At 39.9% G+C, this 18,921-nt stretch carries 18 protein-coding genes and 1 tRNA gene; 6 read left to right on the top strand and 13 right to left on the bottom strand.

Translation table 11 applies throughout. The features are described from left to right. The first annotated feature begins 86 nt into the window (after positions 1-86). Positions 87-1,283, top strand: a complete 1,197-nt coding sequence (locus C5749_RS03060; protein ID WP_105722892.1) for a proline dehydrogenase family protein — start codon at positions 87-89, stop codon at positions 1,281-1,283. A gap of 38 nt (positions 1,284-1,321) precedes the next feature. Then, a complete protein-coding gene (locus tag C5749_RS03055; RefSeq protein ID WP_245893598.1) occupies positions 1,322-1,948 on the top strand; it encodes an HAD family hydrolase in 627 nt (208 codons plus the stop codon). A gap of 19 nt (positions 1,949-1,967) precedes the next feature. On the opposite strand, the gene C5749_RS03050 is transcribed toward C5749_RS03055, so the two are convergent. Both C5749_RS03050 and C5749_RS03045 read right to left on the bottom strand, forming a co-directional pair. Continuing rightward, on the bottom strand, positions 1,968-3,260 hold the full coding sequence (locus tag C5749_RS03050; RefSeq protein ID WP_105722888.1) for an outer membrane beta-barrel protein: 1,293 nt from the start codon (positions 3,258-3,260) through the stop codon (positions 1,968-1,970). 13 nt (positions 3,261-3,273) lie between these two features. Continuing rightward, positions 3,274-3,885, bottom strand: a complete 612-nt coding sequence (locus C5749_RS03045; RefSeq protein WP_105722886.1) for an RNA polymerase sigma factor — start codon at positions 3,883-3,885, stop codon at positions 3,274-3,276. Positions 3,886-4,101: 216 nt separating this feature from the next. Between C5749_RS03045 and C5749_RS03040 the strand changes: the two genes are divergently transcribed. After that, positions 4,102-4,962 carry a universal stress protein gene (locus C5749_RS03040; RefSeq protein WP_105722884.1) on the top strand — a complete coding sequence of 287 codons (861 nt, stop codon included), beginning with the start codon at positions 4,102-4,104 and terminating at the stop codon, positions 4,960-4,962. On the opposite strand, the gene cmk is transcribed toward C5749_RS03040, so the two are convergent. From cmk to C5749_RS03020, 4 genes are all read right to left on the bottom strand, one after another. Next, positions 4,959-5,642, bottom strand: a complete 684-nt coding sequence (gene cmk, locus C5749_RS03035) for a (d)CMP kinase (protein WP_181151262.1) — start codon at positions 5,640-5,642, stop codon at positions 4,959-4,961. The two genes, C5749_RS03040 and cmk, sit on opposite strands and share 4 nt — an antisense overlap. After that, a complete protein-coding gene (locus C5749_RS03030; protein WP_105722880.1) occupies positions 5,642-6,055 on the bottom strand; it encodes a hypothetical protein in 414 nt (137 codons plus the stop codon). The genes cmk and C5749_RS03030 overlap by 1 nt, the downstream gene beginning before the upstream one ends. Positions 6,056-6,061: 6 nt before the next feature. After that, positions 6,062-8,440: a type I DNA topoisomerase gene (topA, locus tag C5749_RS03025; protein ID WP_105722878.1), complete on the bottom strand. Its 2,379-nt coding sequence runs from the start codon at positions 8,438-8,440 to the stop codon at positions 6,062-6,064. Between the two features lie 122 nt (positions 8,441-8,562). Beyond that, a complete protein-coding gene (locus C5749_RS03020; RefSeq protein ID WP_105722876.1) occupies positions 8,563-9,897 on the bottom strand; it encodes a PDZ domain-containing protein in 1,335 nt (444 codons plus the stop codon). A gap of 140 nt (positions 9,898-10,037) precedes the next feature. On the opposite strand from C5749_RS03020, the gene C5749_RS03015 reads away from it, so the two are divergent. Together C5749_RS03015 and C5749_RS03010 are read left to right on the top strand one after the other, a co-directional pair. Then, on the top strand, positions 10,038-11,072 hold the full coding sequence (locus tag C5749_RS03015) for a L,D-transpeptidase (RefSeq protein ID WP_105722874.1): 1,035 nt from the start codon (positions 10,038-10,040) through the stop codon (positions 11,070-11,072). Between the two features lie 70 nt (positions 11,073-11,142). Continuing rightward, the gene (locus C5749_RS03010) at positions 11,143-11,916 is read left to right on the top strand and encodes a murein L,D-transpeptidase catalytic domain family protein (RefSeq protein ID WP_181151261.1); all 774 of its coding nucleotides are present in this window, start codon (positions 11,143-11,145) and stop codon (positions 11,914-11,916) included. A gap of 6 nt (positions 11,917-11,922) precedes the next feature. Here C5749_RS03010 and C5749_RS03005 read toward each other — a convergent pair whose 3' ends face one another. The 4 genes from C5749_RS03005 to C5749_RS02990 all read right to left on the bottom strand — a co-directional run bounded on the left by C5749_RS03005 (position 11,923) and on the right by C5749_RS02990 (position 14,892). Next, complete coding sequence (locus tag C5749_RS03005; RefSeq protein ID WP_105722872.1) at positions 11,923-13,512, bottom strand: ABC-F family ATP-binding cassette domain-containing protein; 1,590 nt, start codon at positions 13,510-13,512, stop codon at positions 11,923-11,925. Positions 13,513-13,678: 166 nt separating this feature from the next. Beyond that, complete coding sequence (locus C5749_RS03000) at positions 13,679-14,029, bottom strand: DUF2200 domain-containing protein (RefSeq protein ID WP_105722870.1); 351 nt, start codon at positions 14,027-14,029, stop codon at positions 13,679-13,681. 113 nt (positions 14,030-14,142) lie between these two features. After that, on the bottom strand, positions 14,143-14,535 hold the full coding sequence (locus tag C5749_RS02995; RefSeq protein ID WP_105725158.1) for a DUF1801 domain-containing protein: 393 nt from the start codon (positions 14,533-14,535) through the stop codon (positions 14,143-14,145). Positions 14,536-14,818: 283 nt separating this feature from the next. After that, positions 14,819-14,892: transfer RNA gene (locus C5749_RS02990), tRNA-Ile, on the bottom strand. A 335-nt stretch (positions 14,893-15,227) separates the two neighbouring features. Between C5749_RS02990 and rpsU the strand changes: the two genes are divergently transcribed. Continuing rightward, a complete protein-coding gene (gene rpsU, locus C5749_RS02985; RefSeq protein ID WP_105722868.1) occupies positions 15,228-15,419 on the top strand; it encodes a 30S ribosomal protein S21 in 192 nt (63 codons plus the stop codon). Positions 15,420-15,450: 31 nt separating this feature from the next. On the opposite strand, the gene C5749_RS02980 is transcribed toward rpsU, so the two are convergent. Genes C5749_RS02980 through C5749_RS02970 form a run of 3 tightly spaced genes read right to left on the bottom strand, consistent with a single transcriptional unit; the run spans position 15,451 to position 18,786 of the window. Beyond that, on the bottom strand, positions 15,451-16,629 hold the full coding sequence (locus tag C5749_RS02980) for a glycosyltransferase family 4 protein (protein ID WP_105722866.1): 1,179 nt from the start codon (positions 16,627-16,629) through the stop codon (positions 15,451-15,453). Beyond that, positions 16,604-17,617 carry a lysylphosphatidylglycerol synthase transmembrane domain-containing protein gene (locus C5749_RS02975; RefSeq protein ID WP_105722864.1) on the bottom strand — a complete coding sequence of 338 codons (1,014 nt, stop codon included), beginning with the start codon at positions 17,615-17,617 and terminating at the stop codon, positions 16,604-16,606. Before C5749_RS02975 ends, C5749_RS02980 begins: the two co-directional genes overlap by 26 nt. Continuing rightward, positions 17,611-18,786, bottom strand: coding sequence for a glycosyltransferase family 4 protein (locus C5749_RS02970; protein WP_105722862.1), 1,176 nt, complete (start codon positions 18,784-18,786; stop codon positions 17,611-17,613). The genes C5749_RS02975 and C5749_RS02970 overlap by 7 nt, the downstream gene beginning before the upstream one ends. Positions 18,787-18,921 lie beyond the last annotated feature (135 nt).

Genomic DNA, 18,921 nt, shown 5'->3' with positions numbered 1-18,921 from the left:
GTTAAATATAAAAGCTTGTCTGTTGCCGAAAGGGAATAAATAGATGAAAATAATTATTTAATTTTGACCGTTAATATTTTACATGTATGATATCTGCCAATAACTTGGTTAAACTGGATTTTAACAACACTGAAATTGCATTTCGGAATAAATCCGATAAAGATCTGGAAAAAGCATACTGGCTTTTTAAAATGGTTTCAAGCAATGCGCTTATCAAAATCGGCACACCGCTGACTAATTTTGCATTAAAAGTAGGACTTCCCATACAGGGAATTATCCGAAGCACCATTTACAAACAATTTTGCGGAGGTGAGTCTATTGAAGATTGTGATCGAGCAATCGAGGAGCTTGGACAAGCAAAGGTCACGACTATTCTCGACTACTCCGTAGAAGGAAAAGGAGCTGAAGGAAGCTTTGACGCCAATTGTGAAGAAATCCTTCGGACGGTGGCATATACCAATCGTAATAAGCACACTTCGTTCTGCGTATTTAAACCGACAGGTCTAGGCCGCTTTGATTTATTTGCAAAAATGGATGCTGGTGAACACCTATCTTCGAAAGAGAAAGCGGAGTTCGATCGAATCTACAAACGCATTGACCGAATCTGCAAAGCGTGCTATGACGCCGGACACCGGGTATTGATTGATGCAGAGCATTCCTGGGTACAAGACACTATCGACGATATAGCGCGCGAGATGATGGAAAGGTACAATAAGAACAGCGTGATTGTGTATAATACATACCAGCTGTATCGTCATGACAAATGGGCTTCATTACAGGCTGACTTCGCTTATGCCCAAAACCAAAACTTCTACTTGGGCGCAAAGATCGTACGCGGTGCCTACATGGAGATAGAACGCGCGCGCGCGGCAGAAAAAGGTTATCCCTCACCTATACAAGCTAATAAAGAAGCATGTGATCGGGATTACAATCAGGCAATCCAATTTTGTTTGGAACATATCAATCGCATTGGGTTAGTAGCTGGTACACATAATGAAGAAAGTTCTCGCTTATTGGCAGAAGAAATGATCCAGCGCGGTATCTCCCCTCGAAATGAGCATATTTTCTTCTCCCAATTGCTCGGTATGTCGGACAACTTGTCGTTTAACCTTGCAGAAGCCGGTTACAACGTCGCAAAATATATGCCTTACGGTCCTGTCACAGCAGTCATGCCTTATTTATTCCGTCGTGCACAAGAAAATACTTCTGTCGGCGGACAAACTAACCGTGAATTGGAGTTGATCCAGAAAGAAAAAGAACGTAGACGACGTCTAAAATCATAAAAAGGAGACGCGATTAATCGCGTCTCTACCATATTTTTATGTATTTTTGCCGCATGAATGCGGAATCACAGAAAAAGTTTGAACTCTTACAGGAAAAATCTAGACATTTTAGCGCGTTATTATACGATGTGGACGGGACGCTGGCCGATAATATGCCTGCACATAAAGCTGCATACGTAGCAGCGGCAGCAGAAAATGGAATTGATCTGGACGACAATATCGTTGAGGAACTTGCCGGCTGGCCAACAGTTGACGTTGCTGCAGAAATCAGTAAACGTTATCAAAAGAATATCGATACGCTGGCTTTTGCAAGGTTAAAATCCAATATATTTATCGAGCGATTTATCTATCAAACCAAACCCGTTGACTTCGTGCTAAACCACCTTTTGGAAAATGTAGGAAAAAAGAAAATTGGAATTGTTTCGGGAGGTTCTCGTTCGACTTTAAACATAACCCTAGACGTTATTAATGTTATGGGTAAATTCGAGACATTGGTGTGTGCAGGCGATACGCCCGAAGGCAAACCATCTCCGCAACCTTTTCTTTTGGCTGCTCAGCAACTTGATGTAACGCCTACTGACTGTCTCGTTTTTGAAGACGGCGAACCCGGTGTTCAGGGAGCAATAGCCGCGGGCATGGGCTGGGTACGGGTTGACAAAATATAATATAAGTCAGTGAACCCTATTAGAAACTCGTCATAATACGTATACCACCATTCGTGTAATTCATATCGGCTCGCTTAAACTGGCCTACTGGAAACTTCACAAACGGTTCAACAGAAATTTTCATTGTTTTGCCTATATTTGCTCTTCGGCCGACCGAAAAATTGATAAACCCACCAAAACCGTTCGTATTTATATTTTGATCGTCACTTTTTCGGGTTGTTTCAACCGTACTAACTAAGTTTTCAGTAGGCATATCCGAATCGGATGCGCTGGAATAGGTCGGTATACCAGCAGACTGCTCATAGTGGTCAAAGCGTTCTTGAGACAAGACAGCCGCATAAGAAATTCCTCCTGTCGCATATAATTGTCTCGTTAAGGTATATCGTATTTCCAAGGGAATATCTAAAGTTTGCACTTTTCCAGTTACAGCATTTAAATTAGGAACAAAGAAATTATCGGTACGAAGCATCGAGGCTTGCTTAGAAATAACCTGGTCTGCATCTTTTATAGGGGCTTCAGCCCGCCTTATTTCTTCTTCTACTTCTTGTACGTGTGATTGCAGCATCCCCACCTCATATTGATTAAAGGATGCACCAGTACGAATGGCAAGCTTATCATTAAATCGATAAGCAAGCACAAGTCCTCCACCTAGATCGAAGCTTCGGTCAGTAGTCGATGGACTCACAAAAGCTCCTAATTCAAACCTTTCTGTCAAACGCAGTTTCTTAGGAGACAAATGACGGGCCGTTTCGCTTTGATAAGCAAAATTAGGATCGATTTGTTGGCCCTCTATTAAATCATCGTCCCAAGGCCTAGTTGCAAGCGGTTTATTGTCTTCGAGAAATACTGTTAAATCAGGTTCAGGTACTTTAGGTCCCGTTGTTAGCATAGATAGATTTGCAAGATGTGCCATATTTGGCGTTTGTATATCTATTCTATCCAGCCTCATCAGTTCCCTCTCTTTTTCCATATCATTTTCGGGTTTACCCGACGCTAACCGAACGGGATCTCCTTCTGTTGGCTTGTCAGCCGGGTCGTCTATAGGCATGGGGATAGGTGTTATAGGTTCCTGATCGGTTCTAACAACACGGATTGATTCGGTGGAATTCTGCCAATCTTTAAACAAAAAAATAAAACCAACGAAAGCAGCCATCGCCGCTGCCGCCCAAAAAGGTGCAAAACGCCTTACTTTTCGAGTTGGCTCATGTTTTGCCTTATAAGCTTCCCAGGCTCCCTCTTTATACGGAAGTTCCTCGGCATTCTTAAGCCCTTCTCTAATGAGATCGATAAGTTCTTTATTACTATTTTTCATGTACCCTTACCATTTAAGAATGTATATTATTCGAGATGCTGAACTCTGCTATATACAATTTTCGTAAGCGCTGTTTGGCGCGTGTCAAATATGTTCTCGATGTACTTTCCGGAATGTTGAGCATCGCCCCTATTTCTTCGTGTGAATAGCCTTCTATCTCAAACAAGTTAAAAATAGAGCGTTGGATATCCGGTAAACGTTTTAGAAGTTTCATAATATCTTCAACCCCTAACCTGTCTGTCATCATCACCATGTGGGATTTCATCTCTTCATCCGAAGTATCCTCCAAAAAGCTGGTTGGTTTTCGCGTTCGCAACAAATCTATTGATGTATTTACTGCAATGCGTGCTAACCACGAACGAAATGTCTTTTCCAACGCCTGCTCATTAGCATGCATCTCAAATGAAGCTATTTTTCTGAATACCTTCACAAAACTTTCGTTCACAGCTTCTTCTGCTTCCATCTCTGCTGTAACATAGCGAAGCACTACTGCCATGACATATCCATAATATTTTTTATAGACAAACGATTTTCCACGCTCACTTTTACCCACAACGCAATCTTCCAAAGCCTCTCGTAAGGTCAATGGTCTCGCCTTTTTCCAATATTGCTGAACAATTTTCACTTAAAATCGCCTGTTCGGGTATGCCAATTTAATGAATTAATCTTCAATTACCAGAACAGAGAGCTAACATTCTGCCATATATCTTTGTTTTATTTTATAAGAAACGCATTTTTTTCACAAAACGCTACAGCTTCTAAAAAAAATGATTTGATATCGCAAAGCTTGTAAAAATCAAGAAAATAACTTAACTTGCTATATAATATAAAACTTAGAGTTATGAGAAAGATTTTATTTCCCACGGACTTTTCAAACGCAGCAAACAATGCGTTTGTATACGCCCTGCATCTAGCCAAGGAAATGGATGCAAGCCTATATGTCATCCATACGTATATGCAGCCCGTGTTATCGGCTACACATGCTGGACAACCCGAACTAGTACCAGAAGTATATGAAAATTATGAATTGCATCAATTCGAGAACTTTAAGAAACATACAGCGGATCTTCATAAAATGGCAAATGAATACAACCTCTCCGATGTACCACTGACCTTTCTTTTTGAGGAAGGCACAGTCGTTGCTAATGCGCAGCGCATCATTGAAAACGAAGGGATTCACCTAATCGTCATGGGAACAAACCGGGCCGATGGTGTTATCGATAAAATCTTTGGTTCAAATACTTTGGGTGTCATCCGTGGTGTAAAAGTACCCGTCTTATCTGTGCCGAGAGAAGCAGAATATAATGGTATCAAAGAAATTTTGTTCACGACGCTGTTCCGAGAAAAAGACGAAGCCGCTCTGCATCAGATCATGGAGATTGCGAATAAATTTCGTGTGAAAGTCAAATGTGCACACGTCTTAAAAGAAAAAAACATTGATATTATTGCCGTGACCGGTCGTTGGCAGAAAATGTTCCCGCAAGACAACCTTGAATTCGTATTGTTGGACCTAGATCAATCAATAGAACAAACTTTAAATCAGTACATCGAAAGCAATCGCATCGATCTACTTTGTGTAGTAAAGAGGAACAAAAGCCTATTGGAACGTCTATTCAAGTCGAGTATGAGTAATCGGCTACGTATGCATGCGAATACCGCGACATTAGTGCTACAGGAAGGAGATGATCCAGGGGCATTTTAATATCCGCTCTTTCTTTTCTCATATTCTTGTAGCACTATCTGTAGCTGCTGTTCCTGCGTTAAATTCGAATTATCTAGGACGATAGCGTCTTCGGCCTGCCTTAAGGGGCTTTCTTCACGTGTACTATCCAGATAATCCCGGTGAGCTAAGTTCTGTCTTATCTCCTCTATTGACACCAATTCACCTTTAGCCAGCAATTCGGTTAGTCGTCTTTGTGCACGTACATCGGGACTTGCAGTCATAAATATCTTCAAATTCGCGTCAGGAAATACGGTTGTACCGATATCTCGTCCATCCATTACAATATCTCGGCGTTTCCCCAAATCTTGCTGGTGCTTTACCAACGCATGGCGCACCTCCTTGATTGCGCTCACTTCACTCACTTTCTCAGAAACGTGCATCATTCGGATTTCCTCCGAAACATCCTCACCGTTCAAAAAAATGCATACTTTATCAGTATGAGGTGTAAAATCGATATGTATATGTTGCAGAGCAGCATTAATCTCCGCTGTATCCGTTAAATCAACTTGGTGCCTCAAAAAGTACAACGTCACGGCACGGTACATTGCGCCACTATCTATAAACACGAATTGTAGCTTGTTGGCCACCGCTTTGGCAACTGTGCTTTTTCCACAAGACGAAAATCCATCAATTGCTATGATAAAATTTTCTCGCTCCATTATTTGCGCCCTCCTATTACAATTCCTGGTTTATTTACTAGCGGAACTTTGATTAGATTTTCGTCAACAATACTTTCAGGTAGGAAAATATATTTTTTATCGAAAATGGTCTTATCAATATAGTAGCTTAACCAATATTCGTTCGTCAGTCCAAAAACCTGTGGATCAATTGCTTCTATTTTATAGGATGTCCTTGCTTCTATCTCACCTAAAAAATGGCGTAAAACCGTTGTTTTTACCTCTTTTCCGTCTTTTTCACCATACCCCTTGGATGATACGATGACATTAGTAAGTGGTAGTTGCTTTTCATTAATCAAATACACATTCCAGACCTTTTCTGAGGGTGTGGAGTTTTCTAGCACTATCGCAATGGAAATATCCTCTACAATATTATCGGGTAAATCCTTTTTCATTCCCCTTTATTTCTTCGATTTAGTTGAAGTTGTTTTTTTTGTCGCCTTTTTAGCTGTAGCCGCTTTGGCAGCAGCCTTCGCTTTTCCTTTCGGATCCGCTTCTGCCCATTTCAATACATCCTCGTAGGTAATCTTATTGATATCTGTACCTTTCGGAATTTTTACGTTTTGCTTGCCGAACCGGATAAACGGCCCCCATCGACCATTTTCGATTTGAGCATCTGGATTTTCCTCAAACACGCGAATCACTTTTTCCCTATCTTTCTGACGTTTTTCTTGGATAATCTGGATTGCATCTTGTTCCGTCACGTCCATTGGATCCATTCCTTTGGGCAACGAATAAAACGCACTTGCATGGCGGATGTATGGGCCAAATCGGCCGATAGCTACTGTCATCTCTTTATCTTCAAACAGGCCTACTTTTTTAGGAAGTTTAAATAGGTCCATAGCTTCATCAAAGGTGATAGTTTCGATCATCTGCCCCTTACGTAAGGAGGCGAAACGTGGCTTTTCTTCATCATCTGCAGAACCAATCTGCACTAGCGGGCCAAATCTTCCGACACGTACACTCACGGGTTTTCCCGTCGCGGGATCCGTTCCTAATTGCCTTTCGTGGCTTGCACGGTCAGCGTGTTCCAATGTATCTTGAATGCCTTGGTGGAATGGTTCGTAAAAATCTTTTAACATCATTGTCCACTCTTTGCCACCCTGGGCAATTTCATCAAATTCTTTCTCTACTTTAGCCGTAAAATTATAGTCGATAATATCATGGAAATGTTCTACTAAAAAATCGTTTACTAACACACCGATATCGGTAGGAAACATCTTCGCTCGCTCCGCTCCTGTCGTCTCTGTCTTTGTTTCTTCAACGACTTTATTATCCACAATCTGGAGTACAACAAATTGTCTTTCTCTGCCATCTCTATCCTCTTTAACCACATAACCCCTGTTTTGTATAGTGGAAATAGTAGGCGCGTATGTAGAAGGGCGTCCAATCCCCAATTCTTCCAGCTTCTTCACTAACGAAGCTTCGGTATAACGGGCTGGTGGACGCGAAAAGCGCTCTGTCGCATTCATCGCCTTTAATGTCAGGCTCTGGTCTTTGTTTAGTGGGGGTAACAACGTGTTATCACCGTTTTGTTCGTTGGTATTATCGGATTCCTCGTCTGTCGACTCCATGTAAACTTTTAGAAAACCATCGAATCTCATCACCTCTCCCGTAGCTACGAGTTCTTCTCGTCGGGTAGAAACTGATATTTTAGCTGTTGTTTTCTCAAACTCCGCTTCACTCATCTGAGATGCTATGGCACGCTTCCAGATCAACTCATACAAACGCCGTTCGGCGGGATCACCTTCAACAGTATGATGCGAAAAATAAGTGGGGCGGATAGCTTCGTGTGCTTCCTGCGCTCCAGCAGATTTAGTTTTATACCGACGTTGTTTATAGTAGTTTTCGCCGTAAGCATTCACAATCTCTTGCTGTGCGGCCTGAATAGCGGTATCACTTAGGTTAACGGAATCGGTACGCATATAAGTAATATGCCCAGCTTCGTACAGTCTTTGCGCAACTTGCATTGTCCGTGCGACGGAAAAGCTCAGTTTTCTACTGGCTTCCTGTTGTAACGTGGATGTCGTAAACGGAGCTGCTGGCGAACGCTTTCCGGGTCTCTTTTCCAGTGAGCTAACCGCAAAAGAAGCTTGTATGCTATCTCGCAGAAACGTTTCTGCATCACTTTTTTGCTCGAAACGTTGTGGCAATTCTGCCTTAAATTGCTCTCTTCCGTTGCCCGGCGTAAATTGCGCCACAATCTTAAAGGAGGCTTCTGCGGTAAACTTATTGATTTCCCTTTCGCGCTCCACAATAAGGCGTACAGCGACTGACTGCACTCGGCCGGCGGACAGCGATGGTTTTACCTTCTTCCAAAGTACTGGGGAAAGCTCGAAACCCACCAAACGATCCAATACGCGACGTGCCTGTTGAGCATTCACCAAATTATAATCAATTTTACGCGGCTCTTCTATGGCCCTCATGATTGCCGGCTTTGTGATTTCATGAAAAACGATACGCTTTGTTTTATCGTCTTTTAACGACAGCGTTTCAAATAAATGCCAGGAGATGGCCTCTCCCTCTCGGTCTTCATCGGATGCTAACCATACCGTCTCTGCATTTTTAGCTAATTTCTTTAACTCGCTGACAACAGCCTTTTTATCAGAGGGCACCTCATATTTTTGTTCAAAGTTATTTTCTATGTCAATGGCGTCATCCGTTTTCACTAAATCGCGGATATGACCATAACTAGACTTTACCAAAAAGTCCTTTCCTAAATATCCTTCTATTGTTTTGGCTTTCGCCGGTGACTCTACAATCAGTAAATTTTTTGCCATTTATAATGAATGATTTCTGCAAATAAAGGTATTTCAAAATGGAATGCCAATAATTTTCATCACTTCTGATAAAAAAAATTAAACAAGCCTTTTCTTCATCTATTTATTTTAAGTTGGGTAAATTAAAAAGGAATTGGATCTACAAGCGGAAATCGTATATCATATTGTTCATCACCTCGTCGCAGCGTAAGCCGAATAATTTCACCAGGACGCGATTGTAATGCCGCCATAATCTTAACTAACGTTAATTTACCTGCCGGTTTTCCATTCACTTTCAATAACATGTCACCTGCTAGGATGCCCGCTTTTTCGGCGGGCGAGTCTTTTCGTATTCCTGCTATACAATAAGTAGGTTGCAACACAAACTTATATTGGAATGCGTCATTGGCGAGATTAATGGTAATGCCCTGATCAGGCTTCATTTGATTATCGTTCTTTTTGGGATCTGCTTTCACTAATTCTCTTTTCCAGATCATGCCGTCGTGTCGTACTTCGATTCCCGCCATATTTAACAAAAACGGCTTGGCAAACTTCTTGTTTTTACGGAGATATAGTGCATTTTTACTATAATCTATGAGCAAATGAAAACGTTGTAGCACTTGGTTTCCAATCGAGCCTATTCTATTTTCCGCCAGTTTACTCATAAATAAGGCATTAGAATCCGGATAAGCGACAATCGGGTAATTTAAAGTAAAATCTTCCAATGCGATTTTTCTAATACGATTACGCTTTCCGTATACCGCGCCGTTAAAACCGCGACCGATATATTCTTCTACATAGGGTTCTTTGATATGAAAATCTGGAAGCAAAAAAGCAAACAGCATTAAAGGTGAAGTATTTCCCATATCCAGCAACATCTTTCCTCTCAGCCAAGCGGTGTCAATTAACATATTAGCGGTGACGTAGGGACGTTCGTTTTCTATAGTTAACGGAACATATTTATATTTTCGAACGAATCTCCCATAATCGTAATCGGGTGGAAACAGTGTCATGCGCTGTTTCTGATAATCTAGTTTTACAGCGAAGCTATTGAAAAATTTGGAGCCGAGTATACCATTAATAGCTACACCAACATCACTCGAGATATCCAGTTCAACGGCTTGTATCACATATATCCAATGCAGAGAATCCACGGCTACATTGCCAACCTCGATAACGTTACCTGTCGATAGAATTCCTTCAACTCCCTCTTCGATACCAATACCGCGGAACTTCATTTTGTTTTGGTTATTTAAGTAAAGCGAGTCTTCAGCATTGACAAATAAAATGGTTTCTTTCACACCAGTATCAAGCAAAAAAGAAAATGGTATTCCGTTTATTGTGAGCGGCACCAACACAACATTGTTTATCAACTCAAATTTGAAGGACACTGGTTTATCATCACGAATCTGGAATATCCCCTGTGATTTTGCTAAACAGGAAATACATACCATTGCTATACCGATAAACCATTTCATTTATTTACTTTTTAGTCTCTTATACGAAGATAAAAGATTGTCAGTACAATTTGTACATCTACCCTAAACAAAGTAAAAAGTAAACAACATTTTATATATCTTTGGAGCAATCACTTATCAGCAAACTGTTAACTCAATACATGAGAGTATATTTTACGTTATCACTTTTAATTATCGTCGCGATTGCATGGTCGTGTAACCACAATCAACACGCAGAAACGACTGATCCTGCAGAGCAACGCAAAGCAGATTCGCTGGAAATGGTCAGGAAAGCAGAAGAGGAAGAGCGAAAGAGACCCAGGACTGCTGATGACATTAAGCTTTCCAAAGAATTGACATATGATAAGTATACATTGGAAGAGACCTATCCTTATCAGGATACTACAAGACGTTTTCAATTAGACAAAATCAAAGAAAAACTTGCGTTTGTAGAAAATTTTCAACGAGAAACTGCATCCTATGCGGTATTACAAAATCGGAAAAATAAAAACCGGGAAGCGCCACTGGTAAAGAATTATCACCGCAATGAATACAAGCTCATTTCGGATTCGCTAGGTACAGAACGCTATCAAGCCGCTCCCCTTTATGTCGTAGGCGAAACCGAAGCTCCGACGATTTACGGACGAGATGGTGCGCTTGCAAAATTGGTGACTAGCGATACACTGGATAGGGTAAAACTAAAAGGTGTGTCTTTTGAAGGTACTTGGGAGACCCCCAAACGTTATGTGAAAGCTATCGGTGACACAGTAACATTCCATCGCGTTGCTTTTGTGGATGTGACAAATCAAAATATACTTACCACAGAACGCACGGGGGATTGTCAATGGGTTATCCGAAGTATGAATCCCGCTACTTCCGGTGTTCATAAACCGCCTTATGCTCATGAAACTCCGTTAGGGATATTTGTAATCCAGGAAAAGAAAGCCAAAATGTTTTATCTGAAAGATGGAACCAATACCATTCACGGCTATGCACCCTATGCTAGCCGTTTTACAAATGGAGCTTATATACATGGTGTGCCGACGCAAAGTGTAAATGCACCTATTATAGAACATAGCTGGTCGCTGGGAACGACGCCACGATCGCACATGTGTGTACGTAATGCGTCCTCACATGCTAAATTTGTATACGATTGGACAGAAACTTTCAATGCGTTGGTTATCGTCATTGAATGATCTTGACATAATTTAACACTTTGATAGCCAAATTAGTGCTACCTTTGCATTTGAATTTATTTTTTTGCCTATGCGTAGTTTTATATTGGTGCTGTTGACGTCGTTTTTAGTGAGTTATATACCGACTAGGCTAACAGAACATCTTCCAAAAGAAAAAGCAGTTGAAACTGCAATAGAAAAAGAACCTCTTCCAAAAATTGACCATACCAAACTCCTTTATCGTAAAATGAATTTGGGGTCTGTTTTAAAATATGAAGCCTTTGAACAAGCCATGCAGGGATACCAGACCTTGCGCCCCAAGTATGATCATATCCTAACGGTTATCGATTTCACGCTGCCGTCAACTGAAAAAAGAATGGTTGTGTTGGATATGAAAAATGAAGAAATTTTATACCATACGATAGTATCGCACGGACGTAACTCCGGTGATAAATATGCTCGTTCTTTTTCGAATAGACATGGTTCTTATCAAAGTTCTTTAGGTTTTTACCAAACTGAAAACACCTATCAAGGTGGAAATGGCTATTCGTTAGTACTTAACGGACTTGAAAAAGGTATTAATGACCAAGCAAAAGCAAGAGCTGTGGTCATACACGGTGCAGACTATTGCAGCGAATCGTTTATCAAATCTACGGGCCGTCTAGGACGGAGTTACGGCTGCCCGGCGCTACCTCGTCATGTGACAAAGCCTATCATTAATACGATAAAGAATGGTACGCTCCTTTATATTTATGCAGATAACCCCGAATATATGGCGAGCACGAAGATTGTACGGGATATGGACAACCGTGGCCTTCTTGCTCAGCATGATATGGGTGTGGATAGTTTAGGAGCGTTGAATTAATTGTCCTCACAACGCAATTATTCTTTCGATATTTATCTGTTCTAAAAATGTTTCATCGTGGGATATGACGAGTAGTGTGCCACGATAGTCATTGATAGCATTCGTCAGTATTTCTATATTTTGAACATCCAGATTATTAGTCGGTTCATCCAAAATAATGATATCGGGTGACTGGTTCGTAATATTTAAGCAGCATAACATTAAACGCATTCTTTCTCCCCCACTTAACATATTACAGGGCTTCTCCCAATCATCTTTGGTAAACAAAAACCGGCTTAGTCTAACTTTGATTTCATGTTCCTGCAAGGCAGACGCGTTGAATTGTTGTGCCTGCTCGTAGATATTCAAACTATTATTAATCAAAGAATATTCTTGATCAATGTAAACCGACCTGCTTTCAGCTCGGTAAACGGACCCTACCTGTGGATCTATATTGCCTAAAATTAATTGAATTAACGTTGTTTTCCCCGTACCATTTGCACCTTTTATGGCAATACGTTCTCCACTGACGATTTGCATATTAATATTTTCGTTCCAGAGATATTCTTCCTTTTTATAGTAAAAGTTAATGTTGTTTGCAATAAACAGATTTTTGCCTCTATGTAGTTTTGAATTGTCAAATCCGAATTTCATTTGATCGGTTTCAGACAAAGAAGAGCGTAGGTCTTGAAGCTCTTGTTGGATATTTCCGATTTTTTCTGTGTGTACACCTGCAATTTTGGCTGTACTTCGCTCCGCATTGTTTTTCCACGTATTGGCAACTATTTTTGGAAGTCCGGCTTTACCTACGTTCTTTTTCGCCCTGGTGTCCAACTTTTGTTGCCGGTCAATCGTTTCGCGTTCCTTTTCTTTAGCCTTCCTCAACGCCTTTTCCTTGCTGTGGATATCTTGCGTAAGTGCATTGATTTCTACTTGTTTTTGTTCGATATAGAAATCATAATTACCTCCATATACCGTAATACCATTTTTATTTAGTTCGCAAACGGTATGTAAGATGTTCAGTAATTTCCGATCGTGACTCACAATGATAAAGGTTTGCTTCGTCTTTTGAATAAAGTCATACAAAAGCTGCCTACCCATCATATCCAAATGGTTGCTTGGCTCGTCCAATAAAACTAATTCGGGCTGATGAATGGCAATTCCTGCCAAAAAAACTTTTGTTTTCTGTCCTCCACTCAATGTTTCCATCTTCTGTGATAGGTCTAGATCGTTTAGTTGCCAATCAAGAAGAACTTCATTACAACGCTCTTCGATTGTCCAATCATCGTTAAGCAAATCGTAATTTTCTTCGTAGACATTTCCATTTAAAATTTCATGGAGCGCGTGCAGTTTTTTGTCAATTCCCAAAGCCTCGGCAACCGTTAAATGATTATATTGCCCAAATATCTGTGGGATATAGTACGGTTTACTTTCTACCTGCAAAATACCGGCAGATGGTTCTAGAGCTTCGGCAATAATCTTCAATAGCGTAGATTTTCCTATTCCGTTATTCCCAATCAATGCGACTTTCTCATTTGGATTAACGGTAAGATTGATGTTGTTGAACAACGGTTCTTTGTTAGGATGTATATATGATAAATTTTGGATAATAAGCATAATTTCTTTCTTTTAACGGTTGAACAAATCGCGCAAAGCCTTAATGAGCCTCGTTGTTTTATGAACGTCTGAAAGAAATTATTTTACATGTGTTTATTATTAATTTGGAGTCTGCAAATATACGGTTTTTTCTGAATTTTATACTTCTAAATAGTAGCTCTCACCGCTATTTCCTCAAAATTTTCTCCATTGGTTTGCCCTTTGCCAGTTCGTCAATCAATTTGTCCAAGTAGCGAACCTGTTGCATAAGTTTATCTTCTATATCTTCGACACGATAGCCACAAATCACACCTGTGATGTTTGAAGCATTTGAATTAATTTGGGGCGCTTTCATGAAAAAAGTTTCAAAATCAACTTTCTCATCCAACAGTTTCTGTAATGACTGCTCGTCATATCCAGTTAACCAAAATATGATCTCATCGACTTCCGCCTTTGTACGTCCTTTCTTTTCCGCTTTTTGGATATAATGTGGGTAGACACCTGCAAACGACATTTTGTAAATTCGGGTGTTATTCATAGGAATTGATGTTTCGAATGTAATTACTGATCTAAATTACAAATTTATTGTTCAATCCCATGTGAACAACATTCAGAATGTAAAAATTGAAATTTCCAAAAAGATAGCATATCTTATTTTAGTCTTACTAGCGCGCCCTTTCTTTTAACGATATTTTTATAATCCCATTGAATATCGAGAGCTTTCGCCAACCATCGAGAAAGATCGTCCATATCCAGCTCATCAATAGCGTTAACATATATATGGGCGTCCTTAAATTTGCCTGTTCCCGTAACAAGTTTCTCTTCGTTGAAAGTCTCGCCGCTCCAAAAGAGCAATCTAATACCATTTTTCAATTTATTATAACCTACAATAGGATTATCATCAATAAACCAGACGGGATGCCTATGCCAAATTTTGCTTATGGCACTGGGTAAAGCACGATCAATTTCTTCTGCCAGAAAAATACAGATCTTGGCTTCCTCAATAGACAAGGCTTCGTTATAAAGTTTGATTCCTTTATTCATCTGTGAAATTATTTTGCTAGCTAAAATTAAATATCTTTTATAATTTCTCCAAACAGGCATACAATACCGATGCGACTTTTAACACTTAATTATTTAAGTACATAAACGGCAATTTGACAAAACTTCGTTCGGGGTTTAGTGAACCCGTTTTCGTGTCTTACATTAAGCAGTGAATTTGCAATTATGCAGCATGAAAGTGAATGTTTTTTATTAAATAGTCTTAACCTTTGACCTGAAAAAATAAAAGTCGCTTTACCTTGCGGAAAAACGACTTTTTCGATTGTGCGCCCACCTGGGCTCGAACCAGGGACCAAAAGATTATGAGTCTTCTACTCTAACCAACTGAGCTATAGGCGCGAGATTTAATAAAATTTCAAAAGCGCTACATCCGTTCTCTTTTGATGATGCAATTATCGATATTTGTTGGGAGAAAACAAAATTTTATACGTAAAAAATTAAAAATAGTATACTTAATTAAGACGACCACACGTAGGACACCAGATCACCAATATATTAGGAAAAATATATCATAATTAACATCACCGAACTACACATACTATTTTCGTCGAGAATATTATAAAACACTAACATTGCAAACATTTATTGGACGATTCCTTTTGATGTACAAATTATTTCTCTATCTTTGCACACACAAAAAAAATTAAAGGGCACGAAAGGGGGTATTTAACAGCATGATTATCGTAAATGTAAAAGAAGGAGAATCTTTAGACAGAGCGTTGAAACGTTTCAAAAAGAAATTTGAAAAAACTGGTGTATTACGTGAACTTCGTTCTCGTCAAGCATACGAGAAAAAATCAGTAACTCGTCGTACCCAGATTAAGAAAGCAATCTACAAACAACACTTAAACCAAGAAAGCGTTTAACACTGTTTGATGTGATAACAAAAAAAAGAGGCTATAAATAGCCTCTTTTTTTTGTTATCATCAATTTTTCAAATATTGACGCATAGCCTTTCACCATTTTATCCCATCCAAAATGACCCAATGTATAGATACGAAAGGAATCAGACTGTTGCTTTTTCTTGTTGTTATATAACAATTCTTGTATCGCCAGCAACCAAGCCTCGACATTCTCCGGTTCCACCTGTATCCCGTTTTTTTGATGCTGTATCGCATCGGTGATTCCGTCTACCGCCGAAGCGAGCACTACGGCTCCGCACACACTCGCTTCTAAACACACCAAACCAAACCCTTCCATATCTCCTTCTACCTTAATATTAGGCATTAAAAATGCCTCAGCATGACTTAAAAGAACTTTTAGTTCCTCCATTGGTAATTTTCCCACATGTGTTATTCTTTCATTATATTTCCGGTCATTCAACAGACGATATATGTCTTTCTGGTCCGAAGGATACCCCATAAATAACATGTAAAGTTCACGCCAACGTTTGGGTAGACGCGTCAACCATTTTTCTGTTTTCGGCAAGTCGTTAGAAAATGGTCCTGCCATCACCAAGTAATAGTCATCTGGTAGCTGGGGTAATACCTCCCGAATAAACCAAGAGAATCCTTTTCGTTTAACAGGACGCCCTAATGTCACCAAAATTTTTCTGCTAGCGGGTAAGTTATACTTCTGTCGAAACTCTTCCCAGCTTTTTGCACAATTTTTGGGTTTCAATTGATGATCTATTCCATTAGGGATAACCGAAATTTTTCTTTCCTCTACCCCCCTACTTATTGCAGCGGAGGCAGTTGCACGGCTAACTGCTATAATATGATCATAACGATTGAAACGTGGTAAAATAAATTTTTGATAGATGTTAAGAGGGAAAACAACATCCAATCCATGAAGCGTAACTACCCTTCGCAAATGATCGTAGCCTACGTGCCAAAGACTAACCGCTGCTATCAAACCATCGTTAAAGTGTACAAGTTCAATTTTAGGATATCGATGTATCATAGCCAAAATGCGACCGTTCAATTTACGAAAGAAGTGAAAATAGCTTTCTTCTCGTTTATATACAATTTTCCGTACAGTAGCATAGGCATGCATACCTTCAATCAATTCATAACTCTGCTTTTCCATACCTCCTGTAGTCGGCGGGTATTTATGACTGACGAATAGGATTTCCATGTCTGAAAACTTTAGATGTATCTTTTCGAATTAACATATACCAGACTGCTCCTATCAAAATCCAACATAGCTGGCGTGCCCGGCGAAGTATCGATACCGTAATCCAGACGGTGGTAGCCTGGATACCAATAGCGGCCAGTACCACTTTATTACCTATCTCCTCAACGCCTATTTGTCCCGGAACGAATGCTCCAATACTTTTAATCGCGATAACGCCCATATCCGCCAATAACCCCTGCATTAGCCAGACATCAAAACCCAAGAAGCGAAGAATAAAATAAAATTCCATACTACCCACTAACCAATGCAAAAAGAAAAAACAATATGACCACCAAAAGAGTGACCTTTTATGTTGAAAAAAGTATTGTGTGTCATGAATTAAATTGGAAATAGTCGACCTAAGTCGCTTCCACAAACTGGTGCGATCGCCCATTTCAACGTTTTGTACTCGTTTTTTGTTGAGCAAATAGAAAAACAATATCTTCAGCGTCAGCGACAATACTATCGCTACCAGCACGCCATACAACCAAAATATGGGCAGCTGGTCGCGCGCAGTGACTAGTAACCAGCATAGTGACAGGATAAAAAGACACAACTGTGACAGAACAGCCGTAACACGAGAGATGACCACGGACGCTGCTGCGTTATCGTCTGAAACCATATAGGATTTCAACATTTCAGTTTTTAGCATATCTCCCCCTACCACGCTCGATGGATTATAGAGTCCCACCGTTTCACCAATCTGGCGGACACCGAAGAGTTTCCATAATGAGAGTTCGTTTCGTTGCGGCCCCAAACATACCCACCACGCGATCGTTCCGAGCAAATATGCTATAAACGTAATTAGTAAAATAATAATAAATTTGCCACCTATTTTCAGAAGTTCCTGAAAAACAGATATAAAATCAATTTGTATAATAAAAATAACTATCGGAAGAACGATACAGATGAGTATTAGAATTTTCAGTCCTTTCTTATTTATCAACATGCTGCCCAGACCATGCCCTCATTTGGTTCCATTCCTAAGCGCGTCACTTCGTCGAAATAACGATCTGTTAAATTTTTCCAATTTAATTTTTGTGCGTAGTTAAGTCCGGTATCACATATAAACTTATGTAACGTCGAATCCGAGAGTAACATCCGAATATAGATAAGGTAATCTCCGGCAGATTTCGGTAAGCATTTATAGCCAGTTTGTCCATGGCGTATTAAATCCGCGCTTCCTCCACCATCACCAATGATACAAGGGAGACCAGAAGCCATCGCCTCTATTACCACGTTTCCGTAGGTTTCGGAAATAGACGGAAAAACAAATATATCAGACGAAGCGTACAACTTTGCGAGTTCGCTATGCGGTAACTTTCCCATAAAAATTGCCGCCGGCATCTGCCGCTTCATCTCCTCTCCGGCCGGCCCATCACCTACAATTATAAAGTTGTGCGACAGCTGTGTTTCCTGAAGACGCTTATAAATGTCAATTAATGTTTGTATATTTTTTTCCCATACGAGCCTACTAGCGAATAAAATATTCGGATTTTCATTTCCTGTTAGTTCTCGCATATATGCGACATCTCGTTTTCGAGGATTAAAAAGCTCTAGATCAATCCCTCGTTGCCATAAAACCATTTTCTGTTTCCCTACACCAAGATTTTCCAACTGCCTTCTCATCGCACATGAAGGCACATATACAACATCACAATGATTGTAAAATCGACGAGTGGCCGATCTCATCCAGCGTTGTACTGGCTTGATAAGTGTAGGAACCTTGCGAAAATAATAAGGTATGTAAGAAAGAAAATTGGTATGATAAAGACTGATAACTGGAATATTTCGCGATTGTGCATAACGTAAAGCGAAAAAACCCAAGAACGATGGTGTCGCGATATGGATAACATGTGGTTGAAAAGCATCCAACTCCTGTTTAACCTGTCCCTTTACTAACGCTGGTAAGCTGACACTATAGTCTTTGTTCAAGCCCGTATTGAGCGTGGGTATGCGGATAGAATCATGTCCGTCGATTCGTTCGGGACCTTTTCCATAAATAAAAAAGAAGGAAAAGCGATTCGGGTCTATTCTATTGATGATTTGAAACATAGTGCGGGCCGCCCCGTCGTATTCTTCAAATAATATCTCTGCAAAAAAAGCTACTCTTATCATATGCCTAGATGTTTATTTTACGAAAATAAATAGTTCATATTTTCTTAAGAGAAACTGAATATTAATGATTTATGAAATTTTTAAGTTCATTTATATTTTACTCATAATTTCAACATGAAAGCATAACCGTCCCTT

The sequence above is a fragment of the Sphingobacterium gobiense genome (assembly GCF_002980575.1).
GTDB classification, from domain to species: Bacteria; Bacteroidota; Bacteroidia; order Sphingobacteriales; family Sphingobacteriaceae; genus Sphingobacterium; species Sphingobacterium gobiense.
The sequence above is the reverse complement of the archived record's forward strand: the minus strand, read 5'-3'. Positions and strand labels throughout refer to the sequence as shown.

What these genes read in the sequence shown, in the direction of transcription:
- C5749_RS03060 (WP_105722892.1), top strand. Translation starts at nt 87, where the DNA reads ATGATATCTGCCAATAACTTGGTTAAACTGGATTTTAACAACACTGAA.
- C5749_RS03055 (WP_245893598.1), top strand. Translation starts at nt 1,322, where the DNA reads ATGTATTTTTGCCGCATGAATGCGGAATCACAGAAAAAGTTTGAACTC.
- C5749_RS03050 (WP_105722888.1), bottom strand. Translation starts at nt 3,260, where the DNA reads ATGAAAAATAGTAATAAAGAACTTATCGATCTCATTAGAGAAGGGCTT.
- C5749_RS03040 (WP_105722884.1), top strand. Translation starts at nt 4,102, where the DNA reads ATGAGAAAGATTTTATTTCCCACGGACTTTTCAAACGCAGCAAACAAT.
- cmk (WP_181151262.1), bottom strand. Translation starts at nt 5,642, where the DNA reads ATGGAGCGAGAAAATTTTATCATAGCAATTGATGGATTTTCGTCTTGT.
- C5749_RS03030 (WP_105722880.1), bottom strand. Translation starts at nt 6,055, where the DNA reads ATGAAAAAGGATTTACCCGATAATATTGTAGAGGATATTTCCATTGCG.
- topA (WP_105722878.1), bottom strand. Translation starts at nt 8,440, where the DNA reads ATGGCAAAAAATTTACTGATTGTAGAGTCACCGGCGAAAGCCAAAACA.
- C5749_RS03020 (WP_105722876.1), bottom strand. Translation starts at nt 9,897, where the DNA reads ATGAAATGGTTTATCGGTATAGCAATGGTATGTATTTCCTGTTTAGCA.
- C5749_RS03015 (WP_105722874.1), top strand. Translation starts at nt 10,038, where the DNA reads ATGAGAGTATATTTTACGTTATCACTTTTAATTATCGTCGCGATTGCA.
- C5749_RS03010 (WP_181151261.1), top strand. Translation starts at nt 11,143, where the DNA reads ATGCGTAGTTTTATATTGGTGCTGTTGACGTCGTTTTTAGTGAGTTAT.
- C5749_RS03005 (WP_105722872.1), bottom strand. Translation starts at nt 13,512, where the DNA reads ATGCTTATTATCCAAAATTTATCATATATACATCCTAACAAAGAACCG.
- C5749_RS03000 (WP_105722870.1), bottom strand. Translation starts at nt 14,029, where the DNA reads ATGAATAACACCCGAATTTACAAAATGTCGTTTGCAGGTGTCTACCCA.
- C5749_RS02995 (WP_105725158.1), bottom strand. Translation starts at nt 14,535, where the DNA reads ATGAATAAAGGAATCAAACTTTATAACGAAGCCTTGTCTATTGAGGAA.
- rpsU (WP_105722868.1), top strand. Translation starts at nt 15,228, where the DNA reads ATGATTATCGTAAATGTAAAAGAAGGAGAATCTTTAGACAGAGCGTTG.
- C5749_RS02980 (WP_105722866.1), bottom strand. Translation starts at nt 16,629, where the DNA reads ATGGAAATCCTATTCGTCAGTCATAAATACCCGCCGACTACAGGAGGT.
- C5749_RS02975 (WP_105722864.1), bottom strand. Translation starts at nt 17,617, where the DNA reads ATGTTGATAAATAAGAAAGGACTGAAAATTCTAATACTCATCTGTATC.
- C5749_RS02970 (WP_105722862.1), bottom strand. Translation starts at nt 18,786, where the DNA reads ATGATAAGAGTAGCTTTTTTTGCAGAGATATTATTTGAAGAATACGAC.